We start from the raw sequence: 24,262 nt of genomic DNA on the forward strand, positions 1-24,262 counted from the left end.
GTCAGCATCAATAAAAGCCTGTTTGACCGATTTGGCATATAAATCTTTGATCCATCTGTCATCAGGATTAGTTTCAAGGTACTCATGGTTAAACCACTTGCTGAACTCATAAGCGCCCATGTAGTGGTAGCCGCACTCATAACGCTGCCGGTTGATATCCAAAAACAGGTTATAGGCCCAACGACTGCCGCCAATATGACAATCAATCAGCCAGGCCTGTTTTTCTGTCGGCTTAATTTCGACTTTATAGGTGAGTAACATCAGTTATTCCGCCTTATTGAATTTAATCACCAAGGTGAGGTGTCCCTCATATTATACGGAATAGATTTATCCCAAAACGCGTTTTAATGAAATTCATATAAATCACTACTTATATGCTATCAGTTAATACGAAAATTTAATTCTTGACTTTAACCTAGTTGTATCTTTACCAGAATTATAAGAATACGAAATAATAATATAGAAACACTACTTTACAAAGATTGATATTCTTTTACAGCAAAACAGTTACTGTTCACTCCTCTTTAATTTACTTGTAAACCATATTGTCTATCTGATGTGACGATTGCCCGAATCTCTTTCGGGTCGAATTTATAATCGTGATTGTGATCAAGCAGACCATTAACTTCCTGTTCCACATCGCTGACTTGCGTGTAGCAGAAGCCACTGCAAAAATCGATGGCCATCACTTGCTTGATCAGTGCTGACATGGTCTTTAACACGTCTTCCTTTGAGGCAAGCCGATCACCGTAGCCCCAAGAGTCGGAGCGATGTTCTGTTTCGTAAGCAATCCCACCAAATTCACTTAACAGGAAGGGTACCTTTTGATCCTCATAACCCTTGCAGAATAAGCGACGGCCATTTGAAAGTGATGGACTACCGTTTGTAACCGTTTGCAAATCAGCGTAGCGTTTTTTGATAACTTCCGTATTGGTGTCGTAATCGTGGGCGGTACACAAATCAGTTTTGGTCTGTTCCCAACCATCGTTACTGCTGATCAGGCGGGTATCATCCATGGCCTTGATGCGGTAATAAACTGCATCAACGTAGGTTTGTTCTGCAGTGTTATTAGCAATTTCGTTAACACCCCAAGATTCATTCATGATGACGTAAGCCAACACAGCGGGATGGTTGATGTGCTTTTGAACGAATGCGTTGAGTTCAGTGTCGATGTTTTGTGTCGACTTCTGACTAAATTCAAAGGTGCTTGGAATCTCTGCGGTACAGATGAACCCAAGTTTGTCGCAAAGATAAAGCATCTTGTTGCTTTCTATCTTTTCGTGAATCCGGTTGCCATTGAAGCCCATTGCCTGTAACTTTTCGATATCACCTTTAAAGTCATCGACTGTTCCAGTGAGGCCGGCGTCTGGATAATAGCCTTGATTCAAAACCAATTTCATATATAATTCTTCGCGGTTTAAATAAACTCGCCGGTTTGCGGTCTCAACGTTTCGCATGCCAAAGTAGCTGGAAACAGCATCGCTATCACCATGCTCGTCAGTGACCTTTAAATCCACATCGTAAAGCTGGGGATCATTTACCGTCCAATAGTACAAACGGAAGGCGGCTTTTTCATCGCTAACGTCCATTGATAAGCGGGCGCGGCCGTTTTTAAAACTAGCGCTGCCTTCAACGATCTTTCTACCTTGGTAACTCACCGTAGCCGTTAACTTAGCGCTGTCATCGTTATTGGCGTAAGCGTCAATGTTTAAGGAAGCATCGTGAATATCCGGTTTCAAAATGAAGTTGGTCAGATAGGTTGAACCAGTTTCTTCCAGCCAAACACTTTGCCAAATACCAATCGTTCGGGTATACCAGCACAAGAAGTTACCATCGTGCCAGGACTGTTTGCCGATTGGTTGAGTCGGATCATTCGTATCAACAACCTTAAGCTCGAGGTCGTTATCTTTTTTCACCCAGTCAGTGACGTCAATTTCAAATGGGGTATGACCACCTTGATGATGAAAGACCAGATTATCATTTAACCAAATGTCGCATTTATAATCGACTGCTTCAAAGTGCAGCAGATAATGCTTACCAGGTTGTTTATCAAGGTTAAAGGTACGGTGGTACCAAACTACTGGATAGTAGTCATCAACAGCTAGACCAGATTTTTTGAAGGTGTAGCTGTAAGGAACAACGATCTTTTGGTTAAATGAACTAAGTGGTAACGGCCCCCCTGAAGCGCTTTCATTTTTCTTATCTAAATAAAAGTCCCACTTGCCATTCAAATCGAACCAATTGGTTCTGATTTTTTGTGGATTAGGAAAATCAAGTCGATTCATTTCCGTTACTCCTTTAGTTAACATTATAGTTGTTCAATTCATGAATTGATTAACTAAAGGGTAACATTATTTTTTTGTGTGTCAAGATGTGGAAGATAATTTTATGAAATGAGTTACCTGATTGGATTATGCTATAATCTAACCAATTAGATTATGGGGTAGCAAAACAAAAGGATGTTGTGAGCGATGTATCCAGAAAGAAAATATTTGAGTGTTAACGCGAGTCAGCTAGCATATTTTCAGGCATTATCATCGAAAACCAGGATCAGTATCATTGAGTTGTTGCAAAGAGATGACTTATCTATTCAAGATCTAAGCCATCGACTGGGGTTATCTTCGGCGATGATTACTAAGCATATCTCGATTTTAGAAAAAAATGGTATCGTGGAATCTAAAATGGCTAAAGGAATCCATGGTCAGCTGAAAATTTGTATGCTGAAAAGAAACGATGTTGTACTCGTCTTTAATCCCGTAATGGACGGTTTTATTCGTAATTCAGTTACTAAATCGCTGCCTATCGGAGCGTTCTACGATTTTGAGGTTTCGGCTCCTTGCGGCCTGACGACCGGTGATAAAATTATCGGCTTCGTTGATAACCCTGGTACGTTTTATTACGAAAAAAAAGAGGCTATTGAACTCATGTGGTTCACGTCGGGGTATCTTGCTTACCATGTTCCGTTATTTGATATCGAACTTAAACGACTAGCCAGTATTGAGTTTTCGTTGGAATTGTGTTCCGAGTATGTAGGGTACAAAATGCACTGGCCATCGAAGATTGATTTTGAATTGAATGGTCACACGTTAGGTGGTACCACCTTATTAGGTGATTTTGGTGATCGTAAGGGCTTGCTGACACCGTCATGGTGGAATTTAGGCACCGAATATGGTCATCAAGTTACCATCAACATTAGCGCGCGTGGAACTTCAATTAATGGTAAACGTACTTCGCCAACAACTCTGAAAGACGTATTAGCACAGCCAACTGAAGCATTGACGTTTAAGTTGGCGACATCTCAGGAATATCCCAAAGGCGGGCTCAATATATTTGGACGAAAGTTTGGCGATTACCCGCAAGATATTAATATTCGGTTTGCGTATAATAAGGCAAAGACGAATTTGAAGGTAAAATAGATATGGAATAGAAAAATGACCTTGCCAAAATTATTGGTAAGGTCATTTTTACTTATCTAGTTTAATGAAAGGCGTTCAGTTTCCTATCAAACTTAACTTCCGTTGCGTGACTTTCAAAGACTTGCTGGGTATCTAGGTTGATGTAACGTGATGGGTACGGAGCCGTACTTTGAATTGAAATTTCGGATTCGGATTGGCTGGTAATGATACCGTTTATCACGTGAGGACGGTGGTCTTTGTCAGAATAAACGTACGTTTCCTGTCCAAAACCATTGAGATAGGCGACTAATTCTTCACCCATGTCCCAGTCATCTTCACCGGTATAGCCATCGGGGAAGAGTTTTTTAAAGATACCGCCATCTGAAGCAAAGATTGATTGTCCAAATCGGTTTCTGGATAAATCAGGCCGGTTAAGGTTAGGACCAGCAATACTGTAGGTTGATGCTGCTTCGCCGGGACTGAGAATTCGGTCAGTTGCTGTGGCGTTGGAATCATACATGTAAAGCAGTGCTACAGTTGCCCGGTATCCGGCATTGACTAGATCTGCGTCGCCTAATTCACGCCCGGTCATGAGAGCAGAAGCCGCGGTGACACCGCCCCAAAGAGAATGCATCATGTAAGATAGTGCTTCCCACCAGCGATCAGGACTTTGAGCACGGAAGTCGTTGCTAAAGCCAATGTTAGCTTTTAACAATTCACCGTAAATTTTAGCGGCTTTGTCGTGACCTGACAGTGCAAGCGCACCAGCAGCCGGGCCAAAGCCAGCATTATCGAAGAAGTGTTCAGTCATTGCAGCGGAGAGATTAGCGCTGTCATCAGCAATCCGGTTTGTCACAACTTCCCAGTACTTCGAAATTTGTTCGTACTCGTTATCTAACCCGTTTTTCTTCAAGGCCTTGAGTAAATCATGAATGTAGAGGAAGTACTGACCCAGCATTTGCGATTCGGCTTTACCACGTTCATCGTCATGTAATTCCGGATTGACACGGACGTTAAAGACGGTAGCGGCCCATTGCAGATATTCCTTAGGTGAGTTTAATTTCAGCTGTTCTGGCTGACATTGTGAGAGTAGGAAGAACAGGTGAGCAATATACTCCAGATCCATGACCCGATAAAAGGTGCCGTAAAGTTTGGCAGGTTTCTTAAAGTCACCCTCCACAAACCACTTTGGCCGAACGTATTTAACGGCGCTTTCTTCTACTTGCTGAATTTTTAACGTGATGTCATCAACTTTCGGGTCTAACAGGCATTCTTGCAGAACAAAGTTCATTTTACCCAGTGATTCACCCTGATTTGAAACGGGTCCGAAACTGTAAGGGTACTTACCGCTTGCACCGGCGTAAGAGTTAGCCGAAATATAGTCCGCACGATTTCTAAGTAATTCCTTGATTGAACTCATCTTATTAAAAATGACTTGATCCGTTTTATGATCGTCAAATTCAAAAATGATTTGGTGCTCGCCAAGGTATTGCACATCATAGGTCAATTGATTATCGTCTAGTAACTTGGTGAGATCTTGGTCAATCAACTCACCATCCACGGCGCAACGGTCCGTTACTGACACTAAATGCTTTAGACTATCTTGATCAATAACGATTTCTTGGGCGTTAGCAGACACTAACGGTAAATATGAAATATGGGGATGACCAAACTGTTTGCCAACTTGATAGAAGTCTTTTTGGTCTTTGAAAGCAGCCAAGTTAAATTTCCAATCACGGGATTCATCTGGCTTCAAAGTAATGGTTTCTTGAGAATAGATCCAGTCGTTTTTAGGCCCGTTATGTTCGGGGTAACCACCGGCCAGAATAATCTGGTGAAAGAGCATGCCGTCTAGCGAAGGAGAGACGTTTTCAAAGAAACGGTTGCTGTATTCGTTATAGGTTCCCACTGAAAGAACAGTGCCATCGGTTTGGTATACGCCCAAATTAGGTGCGGTATGGTCTCTTCTCACAGCTGCTAGTTTAGTAAAACTCTTTGAAATTGATGGGAAAACCGCAGCGGATTGGTTGGCGTTTCGTTTGACGTTTTTGTCACGAAACATGACGTAAGCTAAGCTTGCCCAAACCCCCAGATTATCGAGTACCAGTGGTGCATTTGAGCTGTTTTTGACGTTAATTTTCCAAGTTAAACCGGCGTTTGTTAACTGATAATCGAAGGTAAAAGTTAAGCCGGCAATGTCAAACTGGACTTCGCTGTGTGTCTCTGAAGCCTTTAATTGCGGTGTAAAGTCAATGCTGTTATAGGTTTGTCCGTTGACGGTTACGGTAAATTCACCAAAAAATTTGTCACTATCCTCATAGCCAACTGATTTTAGATAGGCGGGGTCAATCAGCCAATTCATATTCGTGGGATCGTTTGGTAATTGCAGTTTGATTAAAGCGCCACGACTGTTTTGCTCTACTAATAGGTCACGTAAATTCATCATATAATTCCTTTCGGTTTGCTTTTATAAAATCTCAAGTATAATTATAAACGCTTTCATTTTTGCTTAAATGCAATTAACAAACCGTTTTTTATATAAATTCACACAACGTATTTTTTAAGCTGGCGGTATTTCTTGGGAGCGTATCCAGTGTATTTTTTAAATGAGGTTGAAAAATAATAAACACTTTGAAAGCCAATATCTTCGGCAATTTCTGATATTGTCAGGTTAGAATTTAGCAGCCTTTTTTCGGCCTCTTCCATGCGGTACTGAATTAGAAATTCGGTTGGCGTGAGACCGATCGTATCTTTGAGTGCCCGGGAGATATAGTTTGGATGAAAATGGAAGATTTGAGAAAGCGTCTCATTGGTGATCTTCTGATTAAAATTCTCACGGAGGTAGCGCTGGATTCTGGCGGATAACGAGTTTAGCTTACTTTCCTCAACGGAATGGACTTGAATTGACTGCAGGACATCGATGAAGAGCTGCTGAGAACGCCAAAAGCCAAAGTCTGGTGAGTCGGTACTTTCATCAAATAGGAGTTGCGTCACATCGATCGTTTTTTGAAACTCAGGAACCTTACCATGTTTTGGTAAGTGCAACGTTAAAGTTGGGGTTCGGAAATGAAGGGTTGGTACTTCAATAGCAGGGTGCAGCGATATTGGTGAAGTGGATTGCCGCCACTCTCCAGATACATAGAAGTGGAGCCAGTAGTAGGTTGTTTCCTGATCCATTGGTTTCCAGGAATAGTGATGGTGCTTAGGCTGAAGAATAAACATTTCACCCTTTTTGACGGTATAGTTGATACCGTCTTCGGCAATGTATAGGCATCCCTTTGTCATGAACATTAGCACAAAGTATTGTAAATTGGTTCGATTGGGATGCAGATCACCTTTGTGGAATACCACGTGGTTGCCTTCGATAAATGTGGGAATTGGAAGGCATGAGATGGATAGGTATTCTTTCATAAATAGCTCACCTAACTTTCTTTAATATGTTTACTTTTAGAATAAACTTTACAAGCGATACTTCAATACCGTGTGTGTGATTTTATAAATTCTCTGTTATCTTTTCAATTTAAAAAAATCAAGAATTGCATTAGATTAATGTCTGGAAGCGTGTTGTCAGGTATTTTAAAACTTCATTTCTGAATCATCACACGTGTGAATGAAATCGCTTTCGCGTTTTATTAAAGTATCATATTGTTTGTTAACTTTAGGACGGAGGGTTTATTGTGACTAGTAAAGTTGCGGATGCACTAAAATCGACTGAAAGGATTCCATTTCACCGATTACTTTCCTACGCAAGTACCGATGCTGCAGGAAACTTATTGTATTGCACGGTAACAACTTTCATTTTGTATTATTACACGGATGTATTTGGCTTGACCGTAGCTGCGGCCGGGACGATTCTACTTGCAGCACGGATCTTGGACGCCTTTGATGCACCAGTTTGGGGCTTCATCATTGATCATACCCACACCAGATGGGGGCAAAGCCGCCCGTACTTCTTGTGGATGGCCTTTCCATTTGCAATATTATTTGTACTGATGTTTTGGTCACCGCAATTAAGTACGTCTGGAAAATTTTGGTGGGCATTAGTAACCTACTTGCTATTTGGTATTTCATACACTGGTATGTCAACTCCGATTACAGCCATTTTACCAAATCTATCTAATGATTCCGACCAGCGGATTCGACTGAATAGTACGCGGATGATTGGTGGTAACTTGGGTTACTTCATTACCGCAACGTTTACCCTTGGAATTGTCGCTTCTCTGGGCGGTCACAATGCTATGGCCGGCTGGCGCTATACGGCTGTCGTATTTGCAATTGCTGGCTTCGCACTATTACTGTTCGCCTTTTTTGATACCCGTGAGATTAATACAACCTCTCAAAAATCGTTGCCGATCATCGATTCAATTAAAGCGGCCAAAAGTAACTGGCCTTGGTTTATTTTGGTAGTGGTATTCGTCTTTTATTGGTTGGGCAATGCTTCCCGGACGTCCGTTGTGGTTTACTATACGCAATATAACTTAGGGAATAAAGGTTTTGCGTCTATCCTAAACGCGCTGGTAATGTTCCAAGTATTAGGAATGATTTTAATTCCGTTTTTGGTTAAAAAATTTAAGAAATCCTATGTTCTGATTATGGGTATGGCCGTAGCAGCTCTGGGACAAATTGTGGTTTCATTTACCGGTCACTCGTTGATTGCTTTAGCGATTGCCTGGAGTATTGGTTCCATTGGAACTGGGATTGCCGTGTCCATGCCATTTGCCATGTTATCAGATACAGTTGATTATGGGGAATGGAAAAACGGTATTCGTGCCAGTGGCTTCTTAACCGCTATTGGCAGTTCATTTGCCATTAAAATTGGTTCAGGTCTTGGTGGCTGGGCACCTTCAGTAATTCTAAACCATGCCGGCTATAAGGCTGGTGTTGCGCAAAGCGTAGCATCGCTATCCGCAATCAAATTTAGTATTAGTTACTTACCCGCAATCTTCTTTATTGTCGGCGCCGTTATTATGACGTTCTATGTTAAATACGAGAATAAAGAAACAAAGGTAAGGGCTGACTTAACGGCACGCAGAGGCGCTGTGGAAGATTAAACATTAAAGTTGTTAAGCGGATATGATCAATTTACATTGACTAGTACCATACTATTCATGGGCTAACCGTGAAGAGGGACAAATGTCTGTCTGGTTACGACAAAGTTAGGTTGTAAAAGAACAGCCCCTTGCGACTTCTTGAGAAGTTGCGAGGGGCTGCTTTGTAGAAAATCAGTAAACTTGCAGGGGATCGAAGCCCTTTTCCAGAGCGTCAATAGCTTTGCCAACGCTGAATCCGGGATCGATTTCTGGGTTATTAAGGTGTGTATTCCGAAAACTGTTTCGATATTTCTTAGGGGTAGTTCCAGTGTATTGTTTAAAGATTCGGAAGAAGTATTTATAGTCTTTAAAGTAAGCCTTGTCTGAAATCTGCTCAATACTCATTTCAGTGGTTAGTAACCAGTAGCGAGCAAGATCAATTTTATAGCTATTAATAAAGGCTTTCACAGTTTTACCGGTCTGTTCTTTAAAAAGACGTTCAAAGTAGTTTTGATTAATGTGAAAGTGGCGCGTGATATCGGAAACTTTGAGGTCTTTGTAAAGATTGATGCGAATCCATTCTTTGATTTGGTTGATCTGGTTTTCATGCATATTGGTTTTCTGAATTTGAAACCAGTAGTCATTGGACAGTTCACTAACTAGCAGTGAGACGGAGTAGTCTTTTGCGAGGCGGCTAGGTAAGCGGGAGTTCGTAATATCTAACGTTTGTTCAAGTAAAGCGACCGTTTTTTCAAAGTGGGCTAACTTAAAGTGCCGTGGAATAATCGCCTGTGTTGCCTGTGGCTGATTTAGCGGATAATCGCTGGTAAAAGTCAGAGCACCCTGATTAACGAAATGGACCCATACGAACTCACAGGCGTTTTTACTGACCCGAGAGCCGACGATTATTTCGCCCGGATAGACAGCTAAAACCTCTCCTTTTTCAAGAACGTATTCAATGGCGTCAACAAATAAGTAGATGGTTCCCTTAGTACAGATGATGAGTTCGGTATCTTTTTTTCGGATGAAATAGTTATGCTTCCAACCGCCATGGCTAGTGAAATGGCCAGTTCCTAGGTAACGTAAAGGCTGATTAAGGTCGTAAGTTGCAAAAGTCAATGAAACCACCTTCTTAAAAATAATTGAATTTCTCCACTTAAAGTAAGAAACTGTGAGTTTTTCACGGAATAGATACCGCTTACAATTAAAGCTAGATAGATTACTTAATTATGACAGAAAATAACACATTAACGTCATTGTTAGCAAGCCACTTAGGTATAAAGATCATTTCTTGAAGTCATATTTATAGTTGTTGTCAATACAAAAGAGGTAGATAAGATGAACACTCAAAACAAGCAAGCAGTACGAATGCAACAGCATCTTAAACGGCGTCGAATTGCAATAATTGTATTGCTCGTCTGCGTTTGTTTGGGCGGAATTTCGGTTTTTCAGATGTTGAAGGGACCGGAAATGGCGGCGCAAAGAGTATTGAAAAGCGAGAATAGTAAAACTTTCAAGCAAGTCGCTAAAGATTCGGGCACGTTGCGTTATTTAGAGCAAACCAAGTTTAAAAATTTTCAGTATGGCGGGTTTGATAAAAAAGCCTCAGTTAACGCCAAATCAAGCGTTGCCTACTACTCGGGTAAATTTAATTCACGGCCGATGCAGTATGGCGTGAAGCAAACTGTTATTTTGGGTATTATCCCAATTTATAAAGTCGTATCAGTGAAAGTCAATCAGGTGTAATTTGTCGGGATTCCTTTTGGATAAACTCAATCCGCAAGAGGGGGAAGTACATAATGGTCAAACAAAGCGAAAAAATCATTTCAATTTCATGTTTACCGTTACCGTCATACGTTCAGGGAGGTCACGTTATTTTCAAGCCAGGTGAACGACACCCTAATCGGAGCGGCTTTCAGTTTTTTGTTATGATGTTTATGGTTAAAGGTGAATTGTACATTGCTGAAGACGATACCCAATATACGGTTAAAGCTGGCGAGATGTTTATCTTACAGCCGATGCATCATCACTATTCTTGGAAACCAATGGATCAAACAACAGAGTATTACTGGATTCACTTTTCAGTTTTGGGTAATTATTCCCAGCAGCATATCGCCCATAAATTAAGTTCAGTTGTCCACGTACCATCGCTTCATTACTATACGCCAGACGTCACGATTTATTTGAGTAAGCACTGTCAAGTGACGAATATGGATTCAGTGCTGCCGTTAATTAAAAAAATTTTCAAAAATTCGGTTGAGCATGCGCCAGTATCATTTTGGCGCGCACAGCAGTTGTTCATTGATTTACTGCAGCTGGTTCAAATTCCGTGTCCTGAACAGTCGCAAGCAATGATCCTATCAAGTCAGGTTCAGCGGTACCTGTGTGATCACTTTGATGAAAAAATTACGGTGACCAAGTTGGGCCGGCTTTTCCACGTTCATCCGAACTCGATTATCCACAGTATGAAAAAGGTTTTAGGGATTACACCAAATGCTTTTTTGATTCAATATCGATTGGAAGAGGCCGTGAAGCGGCTATTAAGCACTTCCATGTCTATTAGTGATATCGCGGATGCAGTGGGGTATCAAAATGTCTACTATTTCTCATCAGTGTTTAAGCAGCATTACGGTATTTCGCCGCTGCGATATCGTGAAAAATATGCCAATAACGATAAGAGAATCAATCATCTGATCAATTATCAGTTTGATGGTTCTCAACAGCTGTTAAAAGAAAATTAATAGCAAAAACACCCCCCTGACAAAACCCACCGCTTTGTCAGGGGGGTGTTTTTGCTATTTGTACTGAGAATTACTCACACAAGCGAATCGAATTTTGTAAATCAATTGTGGATTTTAGAACCACAGAATGGTCGATAGATAGTACTGAATTAAATACTGTAAAAGACGAGTGATATTTTGTAAAAATATAAGGTTAGATTTCCGAAACGTCACTTAACTGCCTATTTATCAGCATTATAGATAGTTTTAAGCTCCTTTTATCTGGTTGGATGATGTGTGTAAAAGCATAAAAAATAACTAGCTTTCCACATTTTAAAGCCTCAATACTTCTAGTAACCTTAATGATGGAAACGGTTACAGACACACGGATTAAGGAGTGAATAATTTTGAAATCAGTTTCGTATGATCAATTGGCTTATTTACCAGGCTCACAACTGGCGGATAAGTTTTACCGAAATATTAATTGGATGCTGTCATTAACCCCGGACCAGCTTTTATATAATTACCGGGCTAATGCCGGTTTGGATACTAAGGGTGCCACGCCCCTCACTGTTTGGGACTCACCCGATTGGTTTTTCCGGGGTCATTTTACCGGCCACTATCTTTCGGGTGCAGCTAAGAGTTTGCCGATTCTGGCGAATATGGATCAGCAAGAACTTGCCACTGAATTGAGTACCCGGATCAATCAAATCGTGAATGGACTTAAAGAATGCCAGGATAAATTTAATACCTTTGAAGAATATCCGGGTTATTTGGCAGCGGTACCGTCTAAGCGGTTCGACAATATTGAACAGTTACGCTTTAACGGTAATCACTACGTGCCATACTACACCGTTCAGAAATTGATGGATGGGTTGATGGATGCCTACGAATACGCGGATAACCAACTCGCACTGACCCTAGTTGAAAACTTAACCGGCTATATTGCAAAACGGTTGGCAAAACTTTCGCCAGAGCGAATTGACGCGATGCTTGATACGCGTTGGTATCAGGGCAAGGGACACTATGTTTTTCATCAGGAATTTGGTGCCATGCACAGAACGTTATTACGACTTTATGAAATTGATCAGAATGTTAAAACCTTCGAGCTTTCTCAAAAGTTTGATCGTAAGTGGTTCCGTGACATGTTAATCAATAACGAGGATAAGCTAGGCTACTACTCTTGTCATTCCAACACTGAACTGGTTTGTGCTGAAGGGATGCTTGAACAGTATCACGTGACTCATGATGACAAGTATAAAAAAGGCGTCGTGAACTTCATGCGCTGGATGCACGATGGCCATGAACTGCCAACCAAAGGTATTTCAGGACGTTCAGCTTATCCAGCACCTGCTGATTATGGTTCAGAACTTTATGACTATCCGCAGATGTATTTCAAGCACCTATCAAAATTAAACGGTGAAAGTTGCTGCAGTCATGATTTGAACTATTTAAGTTCAGAATTGTTCACTGATACTAAGGATGTTGAGTTACTTAATGACTATGAGATTCGCTTCGTCAACGCCATTATGGCTCAGCAGAATAATGATAGTGCTATCGGCGAATACCTTTACAATCTTAGCGTGGCGCCTAATTCAGTCAAACACTTTGACCGCACTGGTTTCTGGTGCTGCGTGGGTAGCGGGACTGAACGGCACGCAACGTTGGTAGACGGGATTTACTATCAGAATCAAAAGGATATCTACGTTGCACAATACTTTGATTCAGTACTGAAGATTGCGGATAACGGCGTGAAAATTACGCAGGATGCCCATTTTCCAGAACAGCACTCGGCCCACATCGTAGTTTCAACGGATCATGATCAGCAATTTAAACTTTATTTGAGAATTCCAAGCTGGAGCAAGGACACCACGATTGCGGTTGATGGCAAGCCTGTTCAGGTACAAGAAGATAACGGCTTTGCGGTAATTGACCGCGTTTGGTCGAAAAAGTCCATGGTTGAAGTTCAGTTTGATTTTAAATTGCGTTACCAGGTACTGGCTGATCGGTTTGACCGGATTGCAATTTATTACGGGCCAATTCTGCTAGCTGCTCAAACGAAAGACCTGGCAACCTCAAAGCTGACGGCAGAACAGTACCTTGATCAACTGGTCAAGGTCCCTGGTCAAAACCAGTTCTACTTGAAAGACACCGATATTTTGTTCAAATCACTACCAGAAATACCGGCGGAAACACCGTATAACGTCTATGTTCGGGTGGCTTCTGAGCCGGTCGCGGAATCGATTGATGTCCAAACTGACGGTGAAGATTCTGACCATCAATGGACGCTGGCTGTTGATCCCGAAAAGAAGAATTACTTGAAGATCACTTATCAGGCTTTAGATAGTGATATCTATAGTTTCCAAATTCAAAATGAAAACCAGGTTTTGTTTACCCAAACCATGAGTAAAGAAGATTGGCCGGAAGACTCATACTACATTTATCCATTACCACTGGATGTTACTAAGGGACAGCAAAAGCTCAATTTGAAGCTGGTCCCGCTAGATTATGAATCACTTAATTTTGATATTGCGAAGATCAAGCAAATCGAAACGATGGTTGCCACCGCTTAACGATTCAGGTTGAAGTTGACGTGAACCATGAAGGAGGTGAGGCATTTAAGGCCTAATTGCAACCCGTTTCAAAATAATAGATAGGAGATTTTAACATGGACGACAAGACGCAAGTTGATAGTGCAAACGTCAAGTTATCAGTTTGGGAGAAAACAGCATACTCCTTTACCGATATGGCGGGGAATCTATTGTACGTTACTATTTCAAGTTACATTTTGTATTTTTACACTGATGTGTTCAGTATTTCTGTTGGCGGTGCTGGTTTGATTCTGTTGGTTGCCCGGTTCTTTGATGCCATTAGTGCACCAGTTTGGGGCTCAATCGTTGACCATACACATACTAAATGGGGCCAAAGCCGACCGTTCTTCCTGTGGTTAGCGGTACCATTTGCTGTGGCAACTTTCCTTGCCTTTACAGCGCCTAATTTACATGGTCAAGCTAAATTATGGTACGCTGGTTTTACTTATATTTTAGCTGCTGGTGTTATTTACACTGGGATTCAAACACCGATCACTGCTATTCTGCCTAGTTTAACCACTAATGGTCAGGAACGGATCAATGCGAACACCTTCCGGATGTGCGGTGGCGCGATTGGTTCATTTATCACGAGTACGTTCGCATTACCTTTAGTTGCATTCTTCGGTAAAGGTGACGATAAGGTTGGGTTCATGTGGACGATGACTGCATTTGGTATTCTTGCCATTATTTTATTAGTCCTTGCCTTTAAGGGTATGAAAGAGCGGACAATTGCAGTTCAAAAGCCAATTCCATTCAAAGATTCATTAAAAGCTACAGTTGGTAACAACCCATGGTATATCTTAGTTGTTGCGTTCGTTATTTACTGGGTTGCCCAATCTACTCGTAACGGAATTTCAGTTTACTACGCTAAATACAATTTAGGTAACGAACAACTAACATCAGTCTTTAACGGTCTTCAAGTCTTAGGAATCGTTGCTACGATCTGTATTCCATTCATCGTTAAGTTCACCAACAAGACGATGACTATGATTATTGGTTTAGCAATCGGTGCCTTTGGTCAAATCATGATGGGGATGGTTGGTAACAACTTCCCATTAGTTATCACCGCATGGATTATCGGTATCTTCGGTGCTTCAACTGCCATCGCTATGCCATTTGGGATGTTAGCCGATACCGTTGACTACGGGGAATGGAAGACGGGAATTAGAGCTCCAGGATTCTTAACCGCCGTTGGTTCGGCATTCTGTATCCAATTAGGTTCCGGGTTCGGTTCCTTTATTCCTTCAAAGATCATGGCTGCTGCAGGTTTTGTGGCTAACAAGACACAAACACCTCACGCTTTGGCTGCCATTCACTTTACTTTCATTTACTTGCCGGTTATCATCTACGCTATCGTTGCGTTGATCATGTGCTTGTACTTCAAGTACGAAAAGATGGAACCACAAATCAAGGCAGATTTGGCAAAGCGTCACGCAGCGGAAGCTGAAGGCTAATTGTCTGTCTATGAATTAAGTTGTTTCAGCTTTGCACGACGTTAAGATTAAGAGAGAAAGACACACATAAGAAAGTCAGTCCTGTTCCATTTACTAGGCGACTTATGACCACTTGAAATTAGGTGGGTATAAGTCGCCTAGTTTTTCAGTTAGATAGGAATAAAAAACGACAGTTGCATCAGCAACTGTCGTATTATTTACAATATTTTTGAATGGAGCCATAAACGAAACCATTTGCAAACTACTTATCTGATAAATAAGAAAATATCAAATTTATCCGTTAACGATTGGATAAATTTTAGCTTATTTTCCTGATCCTGCCAGCATCATAAAGACAAATGTTGCGACCATTGAGCAAAGCGTCCATAAACCGTAGTGATGTTTATGAGCTTTGCTACGGTCTTTGCGAGCAAAGTCGAAGCCCCAAACGAAAACTAAGATCAATAAAATGAAATCAGAAATGCCGGATAATATGTACCATAGCGTTTGCATTGATAGTCTCTCCCTAAGTGCGTAATTAACAATTAAAACAACTTAAATTAGTATTTCAATTTATATACTATCACAAATTGATTTTTTATACTAATAAATAGTGATATCTATTGACTTATCCGTATAAAACCCTATACTAATCAATGTAAGCGACTACATAAAACGTTTACAAAAGCACGTTCGTCTGTTTATTATATCATTTATATGAGGGGTGTTTTGTTTTGAAGAAAGTTTCGAACGGCTTCATTTATACTTTCGGTGCACTTGGTGGCCTACTTTTTGGTTACGATATTGCATCGGTTTCAGGAGCAATTCTATTTATTCAAAAACAGCTTAACTTAGGTCCTTGGCAACAAGGCTGGGTTGTTAGTTCTGTTTTGATTGGTGCTATTATTGGTGCTTTAGCAACAAGTAAGTTTTTGGATACGTACGGTCGTCGCCGTCTATTGATCTGGGCGTCAGTTATCTTCTTCATTGGTGCGATAACTTCTGGCTTTGCGCCTGATTTCTGGGTATTGTTATTTACCCGAGTTATTCTAGGTATTGGTGTTGGGATAACGTCAGCACTGATTCCAGCTTACCTGCATGAACTTGCACCTAAGCGGATGCACGGTGCCGTTGCAACCATGTTCCAATTAATGGTTATGATTGGGATTTTGCTTGCTTACATTTTGAACTACAGCTTCGCACACATGTACACTGGTTGGCGTTGGATGTTAGGGTTTGCTGCTTTGCCAGCTGCCATCCTATTCTTCGGTTCTCTGTTCCTGCCAGAAAGTCCTCGTTTCTTGGCTAAGATTGGTCGAGTTGACGATGCTCGTAACGTTTTAATGGGTACGAACAAGGGCGATGTTAAAGCCGTTGATAAGGCACTGAAAGAAATTCAAGAAAATGCTAAAATGCCAACAGGTGGTTGGAAAGAACTGTTTGGTAAGGGTGTTCGGCCAGCTTTGATCACTGGTTTAGGCGTGGCTCTTTTCCAACAAGTTATCGGTAGTAATAGTGTTATTTTCTACGCACCAACTATTTTCACTAAAGTTGGTTGGGGAGTCATTGCTGCCCTACTGGCACATATTGGTATTGGTACCATTAACGTTTTAGTTACGGTTCTGGCTATGTTCATGATGGATAAGGTTGACCGTAAGAAGATGCTAGAATTTGGTGCTGCTGGTATGGGTCTATCTCTGCTGGTTATGTACACCATTTTGAAGTTTGATAATGGTTCTAAAGCCGCTGCGATCGTTAGTGCGATTGCGCTGACTGTTTACATTGCCTTCTATGCAACGACTTGGGCACCTGTTACCTGGGTATTTATTGGTGAAGTCTTCCCACTAAATATTCGTGGTTTAGGTACTTCACTCTGTGCTGCTACGAACTGGTTAGCAGATATGGTTGTTTCACTAACCTTCCCAATGATGTTGAGTGCATGGGGACTAGACAACGCCTTCTTATTCTATGCGGTCATTTGTGGAATCGCTATTATAGTCGTTCACAAAGAATTCATTGAAACCCGTGGTAAATCATTGGAGGAGATCGAACTTGATCTTCATAAAGCTGCAGGTACGGTTGACGCAACTAAGGCAGTAGGACACCAAGCTTAATTTAAAGATGATTTTAAATTGAAATGCCATGTTTCTATGAAGTTATTTTCAAGAGGATCAATTCATTATGAGTTGGTCCTCTTTTTGTTGAAATCTTTTAAGTAGGAACCAAGGTGTTGGAAAATTATCGAATGAATTTAAGTGCTCCAATTACCGCTACTATAGAATTTGATAGTGTATCTTGATGATTAACTCGGAAGAAAACGCTTGCGTCCGTACAAAAAATGAAGCACAATGATGTTAATCTTTTTAGCGAAACGCAATACGTTCAGTTTAATTAAGGAGCTATACAATGAATAATAAACAGTTAAAATTAAATACACATTTTTATAAAGACTTTGAATTTTGGATCGCAATTGTTGTGATGATTGCTGCTGGATCAACAATTATTCATGAGGCGGTAACCAATATCTACTTTTGGCTGGATATTGCCATGATTGTGTTAGGCATTGTTACACTAGTAGATTCATTGATTTTGCATCGTAAACAAGTTAAAGGTTAATAAATGAAAATAGTCCCCACAGTTAAGTGATGCACTTTAACTGTGGGGACTATTTTATCTAAAAACTGTGAGTTAATGAGTCAGCTGGATAATTAGAATTTAAACTGATACCCAATTTCGTACGATTTAGTTTCTCCTGGAAGAAGTGTGGTATCGCCAAAGTTTTCAAAGCGAGTGGCATCAGAGAGATTTTGTGCTTCTAGGGCAATCCCCATGTATGGGGCACCTTGACCAAGCGTTAAGTTCATATCTGGTGTAAATGAATTGGCAGTGAAGACAACTAATCCGTTTCGTTTTGACTGAAGCGTTACTTCACGTTTGGACTGAGGATCAGTCAGGTTTGCAATGTCATCATTCTTATCTGGAATGACTTCAAAGATGTCGTCGAAGCCTTTTTCATTGGTGTCCTGCATTTCATCCAGGGCTTTTCCTAACTGGGTTGGGCTTGTAAAATCAAACGGTGTATCGTGGTTGTCTAACAAGCGCCCAGTTGGAATCTTTTCAGAATCAACGTCCATATGATGCGGACTGTTGAGAGTAAGAACTTGGCTGCGAATACTCTTTTCGCCGCTAAGGTTAAAGTAAACGTGGTAAGTCGGGTTGAAAATAGTTGGTGCTTCACTTTCGGCTGTAAAGTTAACCACTAACTTATTGTTGTTACCAAGGGTGTATTTCGTCGTAACCGTCATTGCGGGGAAGTCACCCTTTTCGGTTGATGGGAAGTGATGCTTCAAGGTTAAAGTTGCTTCCTCCGATGAGCTGGCAAGTTCACCATGCCAGTTTACAGAATGAAAACCGTTTGGACCGCCGTGGAGGGTGTTTTGACCTTCGTTTGGTGCAACCTGAGTTGTTTTCCCATTAATGGTGAACTTTCCTTGCTTGATCCGGCCGCCAGCCGTTCCAATCATCATGTTGACATAAAATGGATTAGCATAATAATCAGCTGTAGCTGGGTAAGCTAACAAGATATTTTGCTTTTTGCCTGCTTTATTTGGCAGTAAAATTTCGCGGATAATCCCTCCCTGACTTAATACGGTAACGGTGACATCATTGTCATTAGTCAGGTGAAAAGCAGTCACTTCCTGTCCATTATAATGGTCGAACAGTTCCTGAGATGTTTCCAAAATAATCACTCCTGTCTTTTTCTATTGGCAATCGGGTATTAATAATTTTGAACGGGTAAAATTTATTTGGTTGAAGTGGTACGGTAGAACCAAACAAATTTTTTTAATTCAGGACTATTTATAGACTCGATAACTTTTTGAAGTATGGTAATATAATATTGATTATGTTTAAAACATAATTTTTTTGTGTATGAAAGTCAAGAACTTATAATTTATTGAATAAATAAGATGGACATCAACTAATTGGAGCTATGTGGGATGCAAGCAAAGTATGAGAAAGTCGAAGAAGAACTAAAAAAGAAAATTCTTTCTGGTGAATATGAAATTGGCCAGAAGTTACCTACTGAAACGGAGCTGATGAATCAGTTTGAGGTCAGTCGATATACGATCAGACGGTCAGTTGGGGACTTGGAGAACCAGCACTTGATTTATCGGATACAGGGCGGCGGCATGTATGTCAACGATTGGCAGACCGCTAAAGCCAAAAATGTCAGTAACAATCGAATGATAGGAATTATTGCTACGCACATCGCAGATTACATTTTTCCGAGTATTGTTAATGGCGCTGACCAAATTATTTCCGATAATGGGTATGCAATGTTGCTGGCCAATACCCATAACGATCCTAAACGTGAGCGCAAATCTCTCATAACCATGCTTGAAAGCAACGTAGCAGGGTTAATTATTGAACCGACTCAAAGTACGGTAATCTCGCCTAACTTGGATTTATATGGCAAGATTAAAGAATTACATTTGCCCGTTGTTTTTATTAATGCGGAGTATCAGCAGCTGGACGCTATTTCAGTGACCACTAACGATGTGGATGCAATGAAGAGAATGACCGATTATCTCATCGAACAAGGACATCGCAAACTTCTAGGTGTTTTTCAGATCGATGATTTACAGGGTGTTAACCGGATGAACGGGTTTATTAAAGCCTATCAAGGAAATGCCGATAAGAAACTGGAAAGCAACGTGATCATGTACCGAACGACGGATCCGCTCAAGAAAACCCTGGGACAAATTGAACGGGCGATTCAAAATGAGAATCGGCCAACTGCCATCGTCTGCTATAACGATCAGTTAGCAATTCAAGTCATCGATTTAATTAAATCACTGGACTTGAAAGTCCCTGATGACATTTCGATTACCGGCTTTGATGATTATCGATTAAGCCGATATATTGAGCCATCGCTGACGACAATGGTTCACGAAAAGGAAAAGATGGGCCATGATGCCGCGGGCTTACTAATTAGTATGATCGATAAGAAACAAGTAAAACCAATCGTTTATAACCCAGAACTAATTGTCAGAAAGTCGGTTAAAAACCTAACAGAATAGTATTCGATATCGTTTAAGGGCTTCATGTACTTCAGTGCATGAAGCTTTTTTTATGTTTAAAAGCATTAATTATACGTATAAATGAAAAATTCGTTGATTCATACTAATAAATAGTTTACAATGTTCTTTGTAAGCGATTTAGTTTTTGGTATTGAATGTAAAATTCCGGAGGATTGAAGTAATGGACAACCAAGTCAAAAATAAAATTATGGCTGGTGAAACTGCGCTTGGAATCGAATTAGGTTCTACGCGGATAAAAGCAGTTTTAGTAACCAATGATTTCCAAACGGTTGCGTCAGGTGACTTTACTTGGGAAAACGAATTGATCAATAATATTTGGACTTATCCAATTGAAAAGATTTGGAAGGGTATCCAGACAAGTTATCAAACGATGGCCCAAAGCGTTGAAAGTCAGTATAACGTTCAACTTAAAAAAATTGGTAGCATTGGTATTTCAGCAATGATGCATGGTTATATGCCATTTGATAAAAAGGGAAACTTATTAGTACCTTTTCGGACTTGGCGGAACAACATCACTGGGCAAGCTGCTGATGATTTAACGGCATTATTCAATTTTAATATTCCGCAACGTTGGAGCATTGCACACTTGTACCAAGCAATTTTGAACCAAGAAGATCACGTCAAAGACGTTGATTTTATCACGACATTAGCCGGCTATGTTCACTGGAAACTATCAGGTGAAAAGGTTCTGGGTATTGGGGATGCATCTGGTGTTTTCCCAATTAATGATGCCACTAAAACGTACGATCAAGACATGATCGACAAATTTAACCAACAACCTTCAGTTCGTCAGTATATCTGGAGTCTAAAAGATGTCTTGCCAACCATTAAACTGGCTGGCGAAAGTGCCGGAAGCCTCACGGGCGAAGGCGCTAAGCTGCTTGATCCAAGCGGTGAGCTTGAGCCTGGTGCCGTGATGGCACCACCAGAAGGGGACGCTGGCACTGGCATGGTTTCTACCAATGCTGTTCGGAAGCGGACTGGTAATATTTCTGCCGGAACTTCAGCATTCTCAATGGTTGTACTGGATCAGCAGGTTGATAAGGTTCACCGTGATATCGACATGGTAACGACGCCAAGCGGCGATCCAGTTGCGATGGTGCACACCAATAACTGTTCTTCAGATATTAATGCCTGGGTTGAATTGTTCAATCAATTTGCTAAAGAAATCGGTATCGATTTGAAGCCGGACGAATTATACGGCGCGTTATTTAACAGTTCTACTAGGGCTGAAGCTAACGCTGGTGGCCTGTTGAGTTACGCTTATCTTTCTGGCGAGAATATCACCAAAATGCCTGAAGGTCGGCCAATGGTTGTTCGAACGCCAAACAGCCGGTTCAATTTACCAAACTTTATGAAGACGCATCTCTATTCAGCATTTGCGCCACTTAAGATTGGCAACGATATCCTCTCTAAGGAAGAACATATCAAAGCTGACGTTTTCATTGCTCAAGGCGGGTTATTTAAAACCCCTAAAGTTGGGCAGCAAGTTTTAGCTGATGCACTTGATACGCCGATCACCGTTATGAGTAATGCCGGTGAAGGCGGCCCTTGGGGAATGGCAATCTTAGCTTTATATGCTAAAGACAACGCTGATAGCTTGAGCTTGGCTGACTTTTTGGACAAGAAGGTTTTCTCAAATCCCGAGAGTACAACCGTTGAACCCGATCCAGAAGGCGTCAAAGGCTGCAACGAATTTATTGAAGCATATAAAAAAGGCCTTGTGGTTGAATCACAGGCCGTTAAATCAATTGATCTTTAATTAAGGAGTGAACCAGTAAAATGCTAGAAGAACTTAAGCAAGAAGTGTACGAAGCTAACATGCAGCTGCCAAAGTTAGGGTTAGTGACCTTTACTTGGGGCAATGTTTCCGGTATCGATCGTGAGAAGGGCCTTTTCGTTATTAAGCCATCAGGTGTTGAGTATGACAAGTTGAAGCCTGAAGACTTGGTAGTTGTTAATTTGAAGGGTGAAGTTGTTGAAGGTGAAATGAATCCTTCCAGCGATACACCAACTCATACCTACCTATATAACCACTTTCCAAAGATTGGCGGAATTGTTCATACCCACTCACCTTGGGCCGTTTCGTTTGCCGCAGCTAAGATGGATATTCCAGCCATGAACACCACGCATGCGGACACGTTCTTTGGTGACGTGCCTGCAGCCGATGCCCTCACTAAGGAAGAAATCGAAGAGGACTATGAAGGGAATACTGGTAAGACCATTGTTAAGACCTTCGAAGAACGTGGTTTGGATTATGAAGCCGTACCAGCAGCTTTAGTTAGCCAGCACGGCCCGTTTGCTTGGGGACCAACCCCAGCCAAGGCGGTCTATAATTCTAAGGTTTTGGAAGTTGTTGCTGAAGAAGACTTCCACACCATGGCATTAACCCATCAAAGTTCCGAATTACCGCAATACCTGTTGGATAAGCATTATTACCGTAAGCATGGCGCTAACGCATACTATGGCCAAAATAATGCCCATTCAAAAGATCACGCAGCCCGTTCATAAATTTAGTTAACCAAAAAGTATTAATAAAGGAGATTTTTTGTTATGTTAAGTACCCCAGATTACAAGTTTTGGTTTGTTACAGGTAGTCAATTTTTATATGGTGACGAACAATTAAAGTCCGTTGAAAAGGATGCTAGAGACATCGTTGATAAGTTAAACAAGTCAGGGAACTTGCCTTATCCAATCGAATTCAAGCTGACAGCTACCCGTGCTGATAACATTACTCAGCTCATGAAGGATGCTAACCACGACGACAGCGTTGCCGGTGTGATCACTTGGATGCACACTTTCAGTCCTGCTAAGATGTGGATTCGCGGAACTCAATTATTGCAAAAGCCATTACTTCATTTAGCTACCCAATACTTGAACCACATTCCATACGAGACCATCGACATGGACTACATGAACTTGAACCAAAGTGCTCATGGTGACCGTGAATACGGCTTTATCAATGCCCGTCTTCGGATGAACAATAAAGTTGTTTACGGCTGGTGGGGCGATGACGAAATCCAAAAGGAAATCGCTGACTGGCAAGATGTTGCCGTTGCTTACAACGAAAGCTTTAAGCTAAAAGTTGTTCTCTTTGGTGACAAGATGCGTAACGTTGCCGTTACTGATGGTGACAAGATTGAAGCCCAAATTCAACTTGGCTGGACCGCTGACTACTACGCTGTTGGTGATTTAGTTGAAGAAATGAACAAGGTTACTGATGCTGATATCGATAAGAAGTACGATGAACTATCTAAGACTTACACCATGAACCCTGGTGACAACGACGAAGCCTTCTTTGAAGACCACGTTAAGTACCAGATTCGCGAATACTTCGGTTTGAAGCGCTTCATGGACGCGCATGGCTACACCGCCTTCTCAGATAACTTTGAAGACTTGTACGGCATGAAGGAATTACCTGGTTTGGCTACTCAATTATTGATGGCTGAAGGCTATGGTTTTGCCGGTGAAGGTGACTGGAAGACCGCTGCTCTTGACCGCTTAATGAAGATTATCAGCCACAACAAGCGGACTGCATTTATGGAAGACTACACCCTTGATCTACGTAAGGGTCATGAAGCTATCCTTGGTTCACATATGCTTGAAGTTGACCCAACCTTAGCAACTGACAAGCCAAAGATCGAAGTTCACCCATTGGACATCGGTGGTAAGGAAGATCCAGCTCGTTTGGTCTTTGCCGGTGGTGAAGGTGACGCAATCGATGTTACCTTGGCTGACTTCGGTGATGAATACCGGATGATTATGTACGAAGTAGATGGCCATAAGGCAGAGTCAATGCCTAAAATGCCAGTTGCTAAGCAGATGTGGACTCCTAAGGCTGGCCTGAAGAACGGTGCTACCCAATGGATTGAAAATGGTGGTGGTCACCACACCGTCTTCTCATTCGGTGTCACTGCTCAACAAATGGAAGACTTCGCTAAGATGGTTAGCTTGCACTTAGTTAATATCAAATAACTTTGCGCTAGGATTG

At 41.3% G+C, this 24,262-nt stretch carries 19 protein-coding genes and 1 pseudogene; 13 read left to right on the top strand and 7 right to left on the bottom strand.

Features of this window, described 5'->3' with window-relative positions; genetic code table 11:
- Window positions 1-261: helix-turn-helix domain-containing protein (locus JUE95_RS10965; RefSeq protein WP_235995462.1), on the bottom strand; the 261-nt coding region annotated here is incomplete at its 3' end.
- Window positions 262-524: 263 nt separating this feature from the next.
- Window positions 525-2,285 (bottom strand): glycoside hydrolase family 2 protein, encoded by a 1,761-nt coding sequence (locus tag JUE95_RS10970; RefSeq protein ID WP_203651550.1) that lies wholly within the window; start codon window positions 2,283-2,285, stop codon window positions 525-527.
- Between the two features lie 186 nt (window positions 2,286-2,471).
- Between JUE95_RS10970 and JUE95_RS10975 the strand changes: the two genes are divergently transcribed.
- Window positions 2,472-3,416, top strand: coding sequence for an ArsR/SmtB family transcription factor (locus tag JUE95_RS10975; RefSeq protein ID WP_203651552.1), 945 nt, complete (start codon window positions 2,472-2,474; stop codon window positions 3,414-3,416).
- Window positions 3,417-3,477: 61 nt separating this feature from the next.
- Here JUE95_RS10975 and JUE95_RS10980 read toward each other — a convergent pair whose 3' ends face one another.
- Together JUE95_RS10980 and JUE95_RS10985 are read right to left on the bottom strand one after the other, a co-directional pair.
- The gene (locus JUE95_RS10980; protein ID WP_203651583.1) at window positions 3,478-5,838 is read right to left on the bottom strand and encodes a hypothetical protein; all 2,361 of its coding nucleotides are present in this window, start codon (window positions 5,836-5,838) and stop codon (window positions 3,478-3,480) included.
- A gap of 101 nt (window positions 5,839-5,939) precedes the next feature.
- Complete coding sequence (locus JUE95_RS10985) at window positions 5,940-6,806, bottom strand: AraC family transcriptional regulator (RefSeq protein WP_203651554.1); 867 nt, start codon at window positions 6,804-6,806, stop codon at window positions 5,940-5,942.
- Between the two features lie 266 nt (window positions 6,807-7,072).
- Here JUE95_RS10985 and JUE95_RS10990 point away from each other — a divergent pair, with 266 nt between their 5' ends.
- Together JUE95_RS10990 and JUE95_RS12940 are read left to right on the top strand one after the other, a co-directional pair.
- Complete coding sequence (locus tag JUE95_RS10990) at window positions 7,073-8,446, top strand: glycoside-pentoside-hexuronide (GPH):cation symporter (protein ID WP_203651556.1); 1,374 nt, start codon at window positions 7,073-7,075, stop codon at window positions 8,444-8,446.
- A 43-nt stretch (window positions 8,447-8,489) separates the two neighbouring features.
- Window positions 8,490-8,555 (top strand): annotated as a pseudogene (locus JUE95_RS12940) (hypothetical protein); the annotation flags it as partial.
- A 62-nt stretch (window positions 8,556-8,617) separates the two neighbouring features.
- On the opposite strand, the gene JUE95_RS10995 reads toward JUE95_RS12940, so the two are convergent.
- Entirely contained in the window at window positions 8,618-9,544 is a 927-nt protein-coding gene (locus JUE95_RS10995) for an AraC family transcriptional regulator (protein WP_203651557.1), read from the bottom strand.
- 219 nt (window positions 9,545-9,763) lie between these two features.
- Here JUE95_RS10995 and JUE95_RS11000 point away from each other — a divergent pair, with 219 nt between their 5' ends.
- The 4 genes from JUE95_RS11000 to JUE95_RS11015 all read left to right on the top strand — a co-directional run bounded on the left by JUE95_RS11000 (window position 9,764) and on the right by JUE95_RS11015 (window position 15,190).
- The gene (locus JUE95_RS11000) at window positions 9,764-10,171 is read left to right on the top strand and encodes a hypothetical protein (protein ID WP_203651558.1); all 408 of its coding nucleotides are present in this window, start codon (window positions 9,764-9,766) and stop codon (window positions 10,169-10,171) included.
- Between the two features lie 53 nt (window positions 10,172-10,224).
- Window positions 10,225-11,166, top strand: coding sequence for a helix-turn-helix domain-containing protein (locus JUE95_RS11005; RefSeq protein ID WP_203651559.1), 942 nt, complete (start codon window positions 10,225-10,227; stop codon window positions 11,164-11,166).
- A gap of 386 nt (window positions 11,167-11,552) precedes the next feature.
- Window positions 11,553-13,718, top strand: a complete 2,166-nt coding sequence (locus JUE95_RS11010) for a beta-L-arabinofuranosidase domain-containing protein (RefSeq protein WP_203651560.1) — start codon at window positions 11,553-11,555, stop codon at window positions 13,716-13,718.
- Window positions 13,719-13,813: 95 nt separating this feature from the next.
- Window positions 13,814-15,190: a glycoside-pentoside-hexuronide (GPH):cation symporter gene (locus tag JUE95_RS11015; RefSeq protein WP_203651561.1), complete on the top strand. Its 1,377-nt coding sequence runs from the start codon at window positions 13,814-13,816 to the stop codon at window positions 15,188-15,190.
- Between the two features lie 303 nt (window positions 15,191-15,493).
- Here the strand turns inward: JUE95_RS11015 and JUE95_RS11020 are convergent, their stop codons facing one another.
- Window positions 15,494-15,682, bottom strand: a complete 189-nt coding sequence (locus JUE95_RS11020; protein WP_203651562.1) for a hypothetical protein — start codon at window positions 15,680-15,682, stop codon at window positions 15,494-15,496.
- Window positions 15,683-15,903: 221 nt separating this feature from the next.
- Here JUE95_RS11020 and JUE95_RS11025 point away from each other — a divergent pair, with 221 nt between their 5' ends.
- Together JUE95_RS11025 and JUE95_RS11030 are read left to right on the top strand one after the other, a co-directional pair.
- Window positions 15,904-17,283, top strand: coding sequence for a sugar porter family MFS transporter (locus JUE95_RS11025; protein WP_203651563.1), 1,380 nt, complete (start codon window positions 15,904-15,906; stop codon window positions 17,281-17,283).
- A gap of 292 nt (window positions 17,284-17,575) precedes the next feature.
- The gene (locus tag JUE95_RS11030) at window positions 17,576-17,785 is read left to right on the top strand and encodes a hypothetical protein (RefSeq protein WP_203651565.1); all 210 of its coding nucleotides are present in this window, start codon (window positions 17,576-17,578) and stop codon (window positions 17,783-17,785) included.
- Window positions 17,786-17,877: 92 nt separating this feature from the next.
- On the opposite strand, the gene JUE95_RS11035 is transcribed toward JUE95_RS11030, so the two are convergent.
- The gene (locus tag JUE95_RS11035) at window positions 17,878-18,909 is read right to left on the bottom strand and encodes an aldose epimerase family protein (protein ID WP_203651567.1); all 1,032 of its coding nucleotides are present in this window, start codon (window positions 18,907-18,909) and stop codon (window positions 17,878-17,880) included.
- Between the two features lie 258 nt (window positions 18,910-19,167).
- Here JUE95_RS11035 and JUE95_RS11040 point away from each other — a divergent pair, with 258 nt between their 5' ends.
- The 4 genes from JUE95_RS11040 to araA all read left to right on the top strand — a co-directional run bounded on the left by JUE95_RS11040 (window position 19,168) and on the right by araA (window position 24,246).
- The gene (locus tag JUE95_RS11040) at window positions 19,168-20,250 is read left to right on the top strand and encodes a GntR family transcriptional regulator (RefSeq protein WP_203651569.1); all 1,083 of its coding nucleotides are present in this window, start codon (window positions 19,168-19,170) and stop codon (window positions 20,248-20,250) included.
- A 181-nt stretch (window positions 20,251-20,431) separates the two neighbouring features.
- Window positions 20,432-22,033 (top strand): xylulokinase, encoded by a 1,602-nt coding sequence (locus JUE95_RS11045; protein ID WP_203651570.1) that lies wholly within the window; start codon window positions 20,432-20,434, stop codon window positions 22,031-22,033.
- A gap of 20 nt (window positions 22,034-22,053) precedes the next feature.
- Entirely contained in the window at window positions 22,054-22,782 is a 729-nt protein-coding gene (locus JUE95_RS11050) for an L-ribulose-5-phosphate 4-epimerase (RefSeq protein WP_203651571.1), read from the top strand.
- A gap of 42 nt (window positions 22,783-22,824) precedes the next feature.
- Window positions 22,825-24,246 (top strand): L-arabinose isomerase, encoded by a 1,422-nt coding sequence (gene araA / locus JUE95_RS11055; protein WP_203651572.1) that lies wholly within the window; start codon window positions 22,825-22,827, stop codon window positions 24,244-24,246.
- The last annotated feature ends 16 nt before the right edge of the window (window positions 24,247-24,262 follow it).

The organism is Secundilactobacillus yichangensis (assembly GCF_016861565.1).
Taxonomy (GTDB): Bacteria; Bacillota; Bacilli; order Lactobacillales; family Lactobacillaceae; genus Secundilactobacillus; species Secundilactobacillus yichangensis.

What these genes read in the sequence shown, in the direction of transcription:
- JUE95_RS10970 (WP_203651550.1), bottom strand. Translation starts at nt 2,285, where the DNA reads ATGAATCGACTTGATTTTCCTAATCCACAAAAAATCAGAACCAATTGG.
- JUE95_RS10975 (WP_203651552.1), top strand. Translation starts at nt 2,472, where the DNA reads ATGTATCCAGAAAGAAAATATTTGAGTGTTAACGCGAGTCAGCTAGCA.
- JUE95_RS10980 (WP_203651583.1), bottom strand. Translation starts at nt 5,838, where the DNA reads ATGAATTTACGTGACCTATTAGTAGAGCAAAACAGTCGTGGCGCTTTA.
- JUE95_RS10985 (WP_203651554.1), bottom strand. Translation starts at nt 6,806, where the DNA reads ATGAAAGAATACCTATCCATCTCATGCCTTCCAATTCCCACATTTATC.
- JUE95_RS11000 (WP_203651558.1), top strand. Translation starts at nt 9,764, where the DNA reads ATGAACACTCAAAACAAGCAAGCAGTACGAATGCAACAGCATCTTAAA.
- JUE95_RS11005 (WP_203651559.1), top strand. Translation starts at nt 10,225, where the DNA reads ATGGTCAAACAAAGCGAAAAAATCATTTCAATTTCATGTTTACCGTTA.
- JUE95_RS11015 (WP_203651561.1), top strand. Translation starts at nt 13,814, where the DNA reads ATGGACGACAAGACGCAAGTTGATAGTGCAAACGTCAAGTTATCAGTT.
- JUE95_RS11020 (WP_203651562.1), bottom strand. Translation starts at nt 15,682, where the DNA reads ATGCAAACGCTATGGTACATATTATCCGGCATTTCTGATTTCATTTTA.
- JUE95_RS11030 (WP_203651565.1), top strand. Translation starts at nt 17,576, where the DNA reads ATGAATAATAAACAGTTAAAATTAAATACACATTTTTATAAAGACTTT.
- JUE95_RS11040 (WP_203651569.1), top strand. Translation starts at nt 19,168, where the DNA reads ATGCAAGCAAAGTATGAGAAAGTCGAAGAAGAACTAAAAAAGAAAATT.
- JUE95_RS11045 (WP_203651570.1), top strand. Translation starts at nt 20,432, where the DNA reads ATGGACAACCAAGTCAAAAATAAAATTATGGCTGGTGAAACTGCGCTT.
- JUE95_RS11050 (WP_203651571.1), top strand. Translation starts at nt 22,054, where the DNA reads ATGCTAGAAGAACTTAAGCAAGAAGTGTACGAAGCTAACATGCAGCTG.
- araA (WP_203651572.1), top strand. Translation starts at nt 22,825, where the DNA reads ATGTTAAGTACCCCAGATTACAAGTTTTGGTTTGTTACAGGTAGTCAA.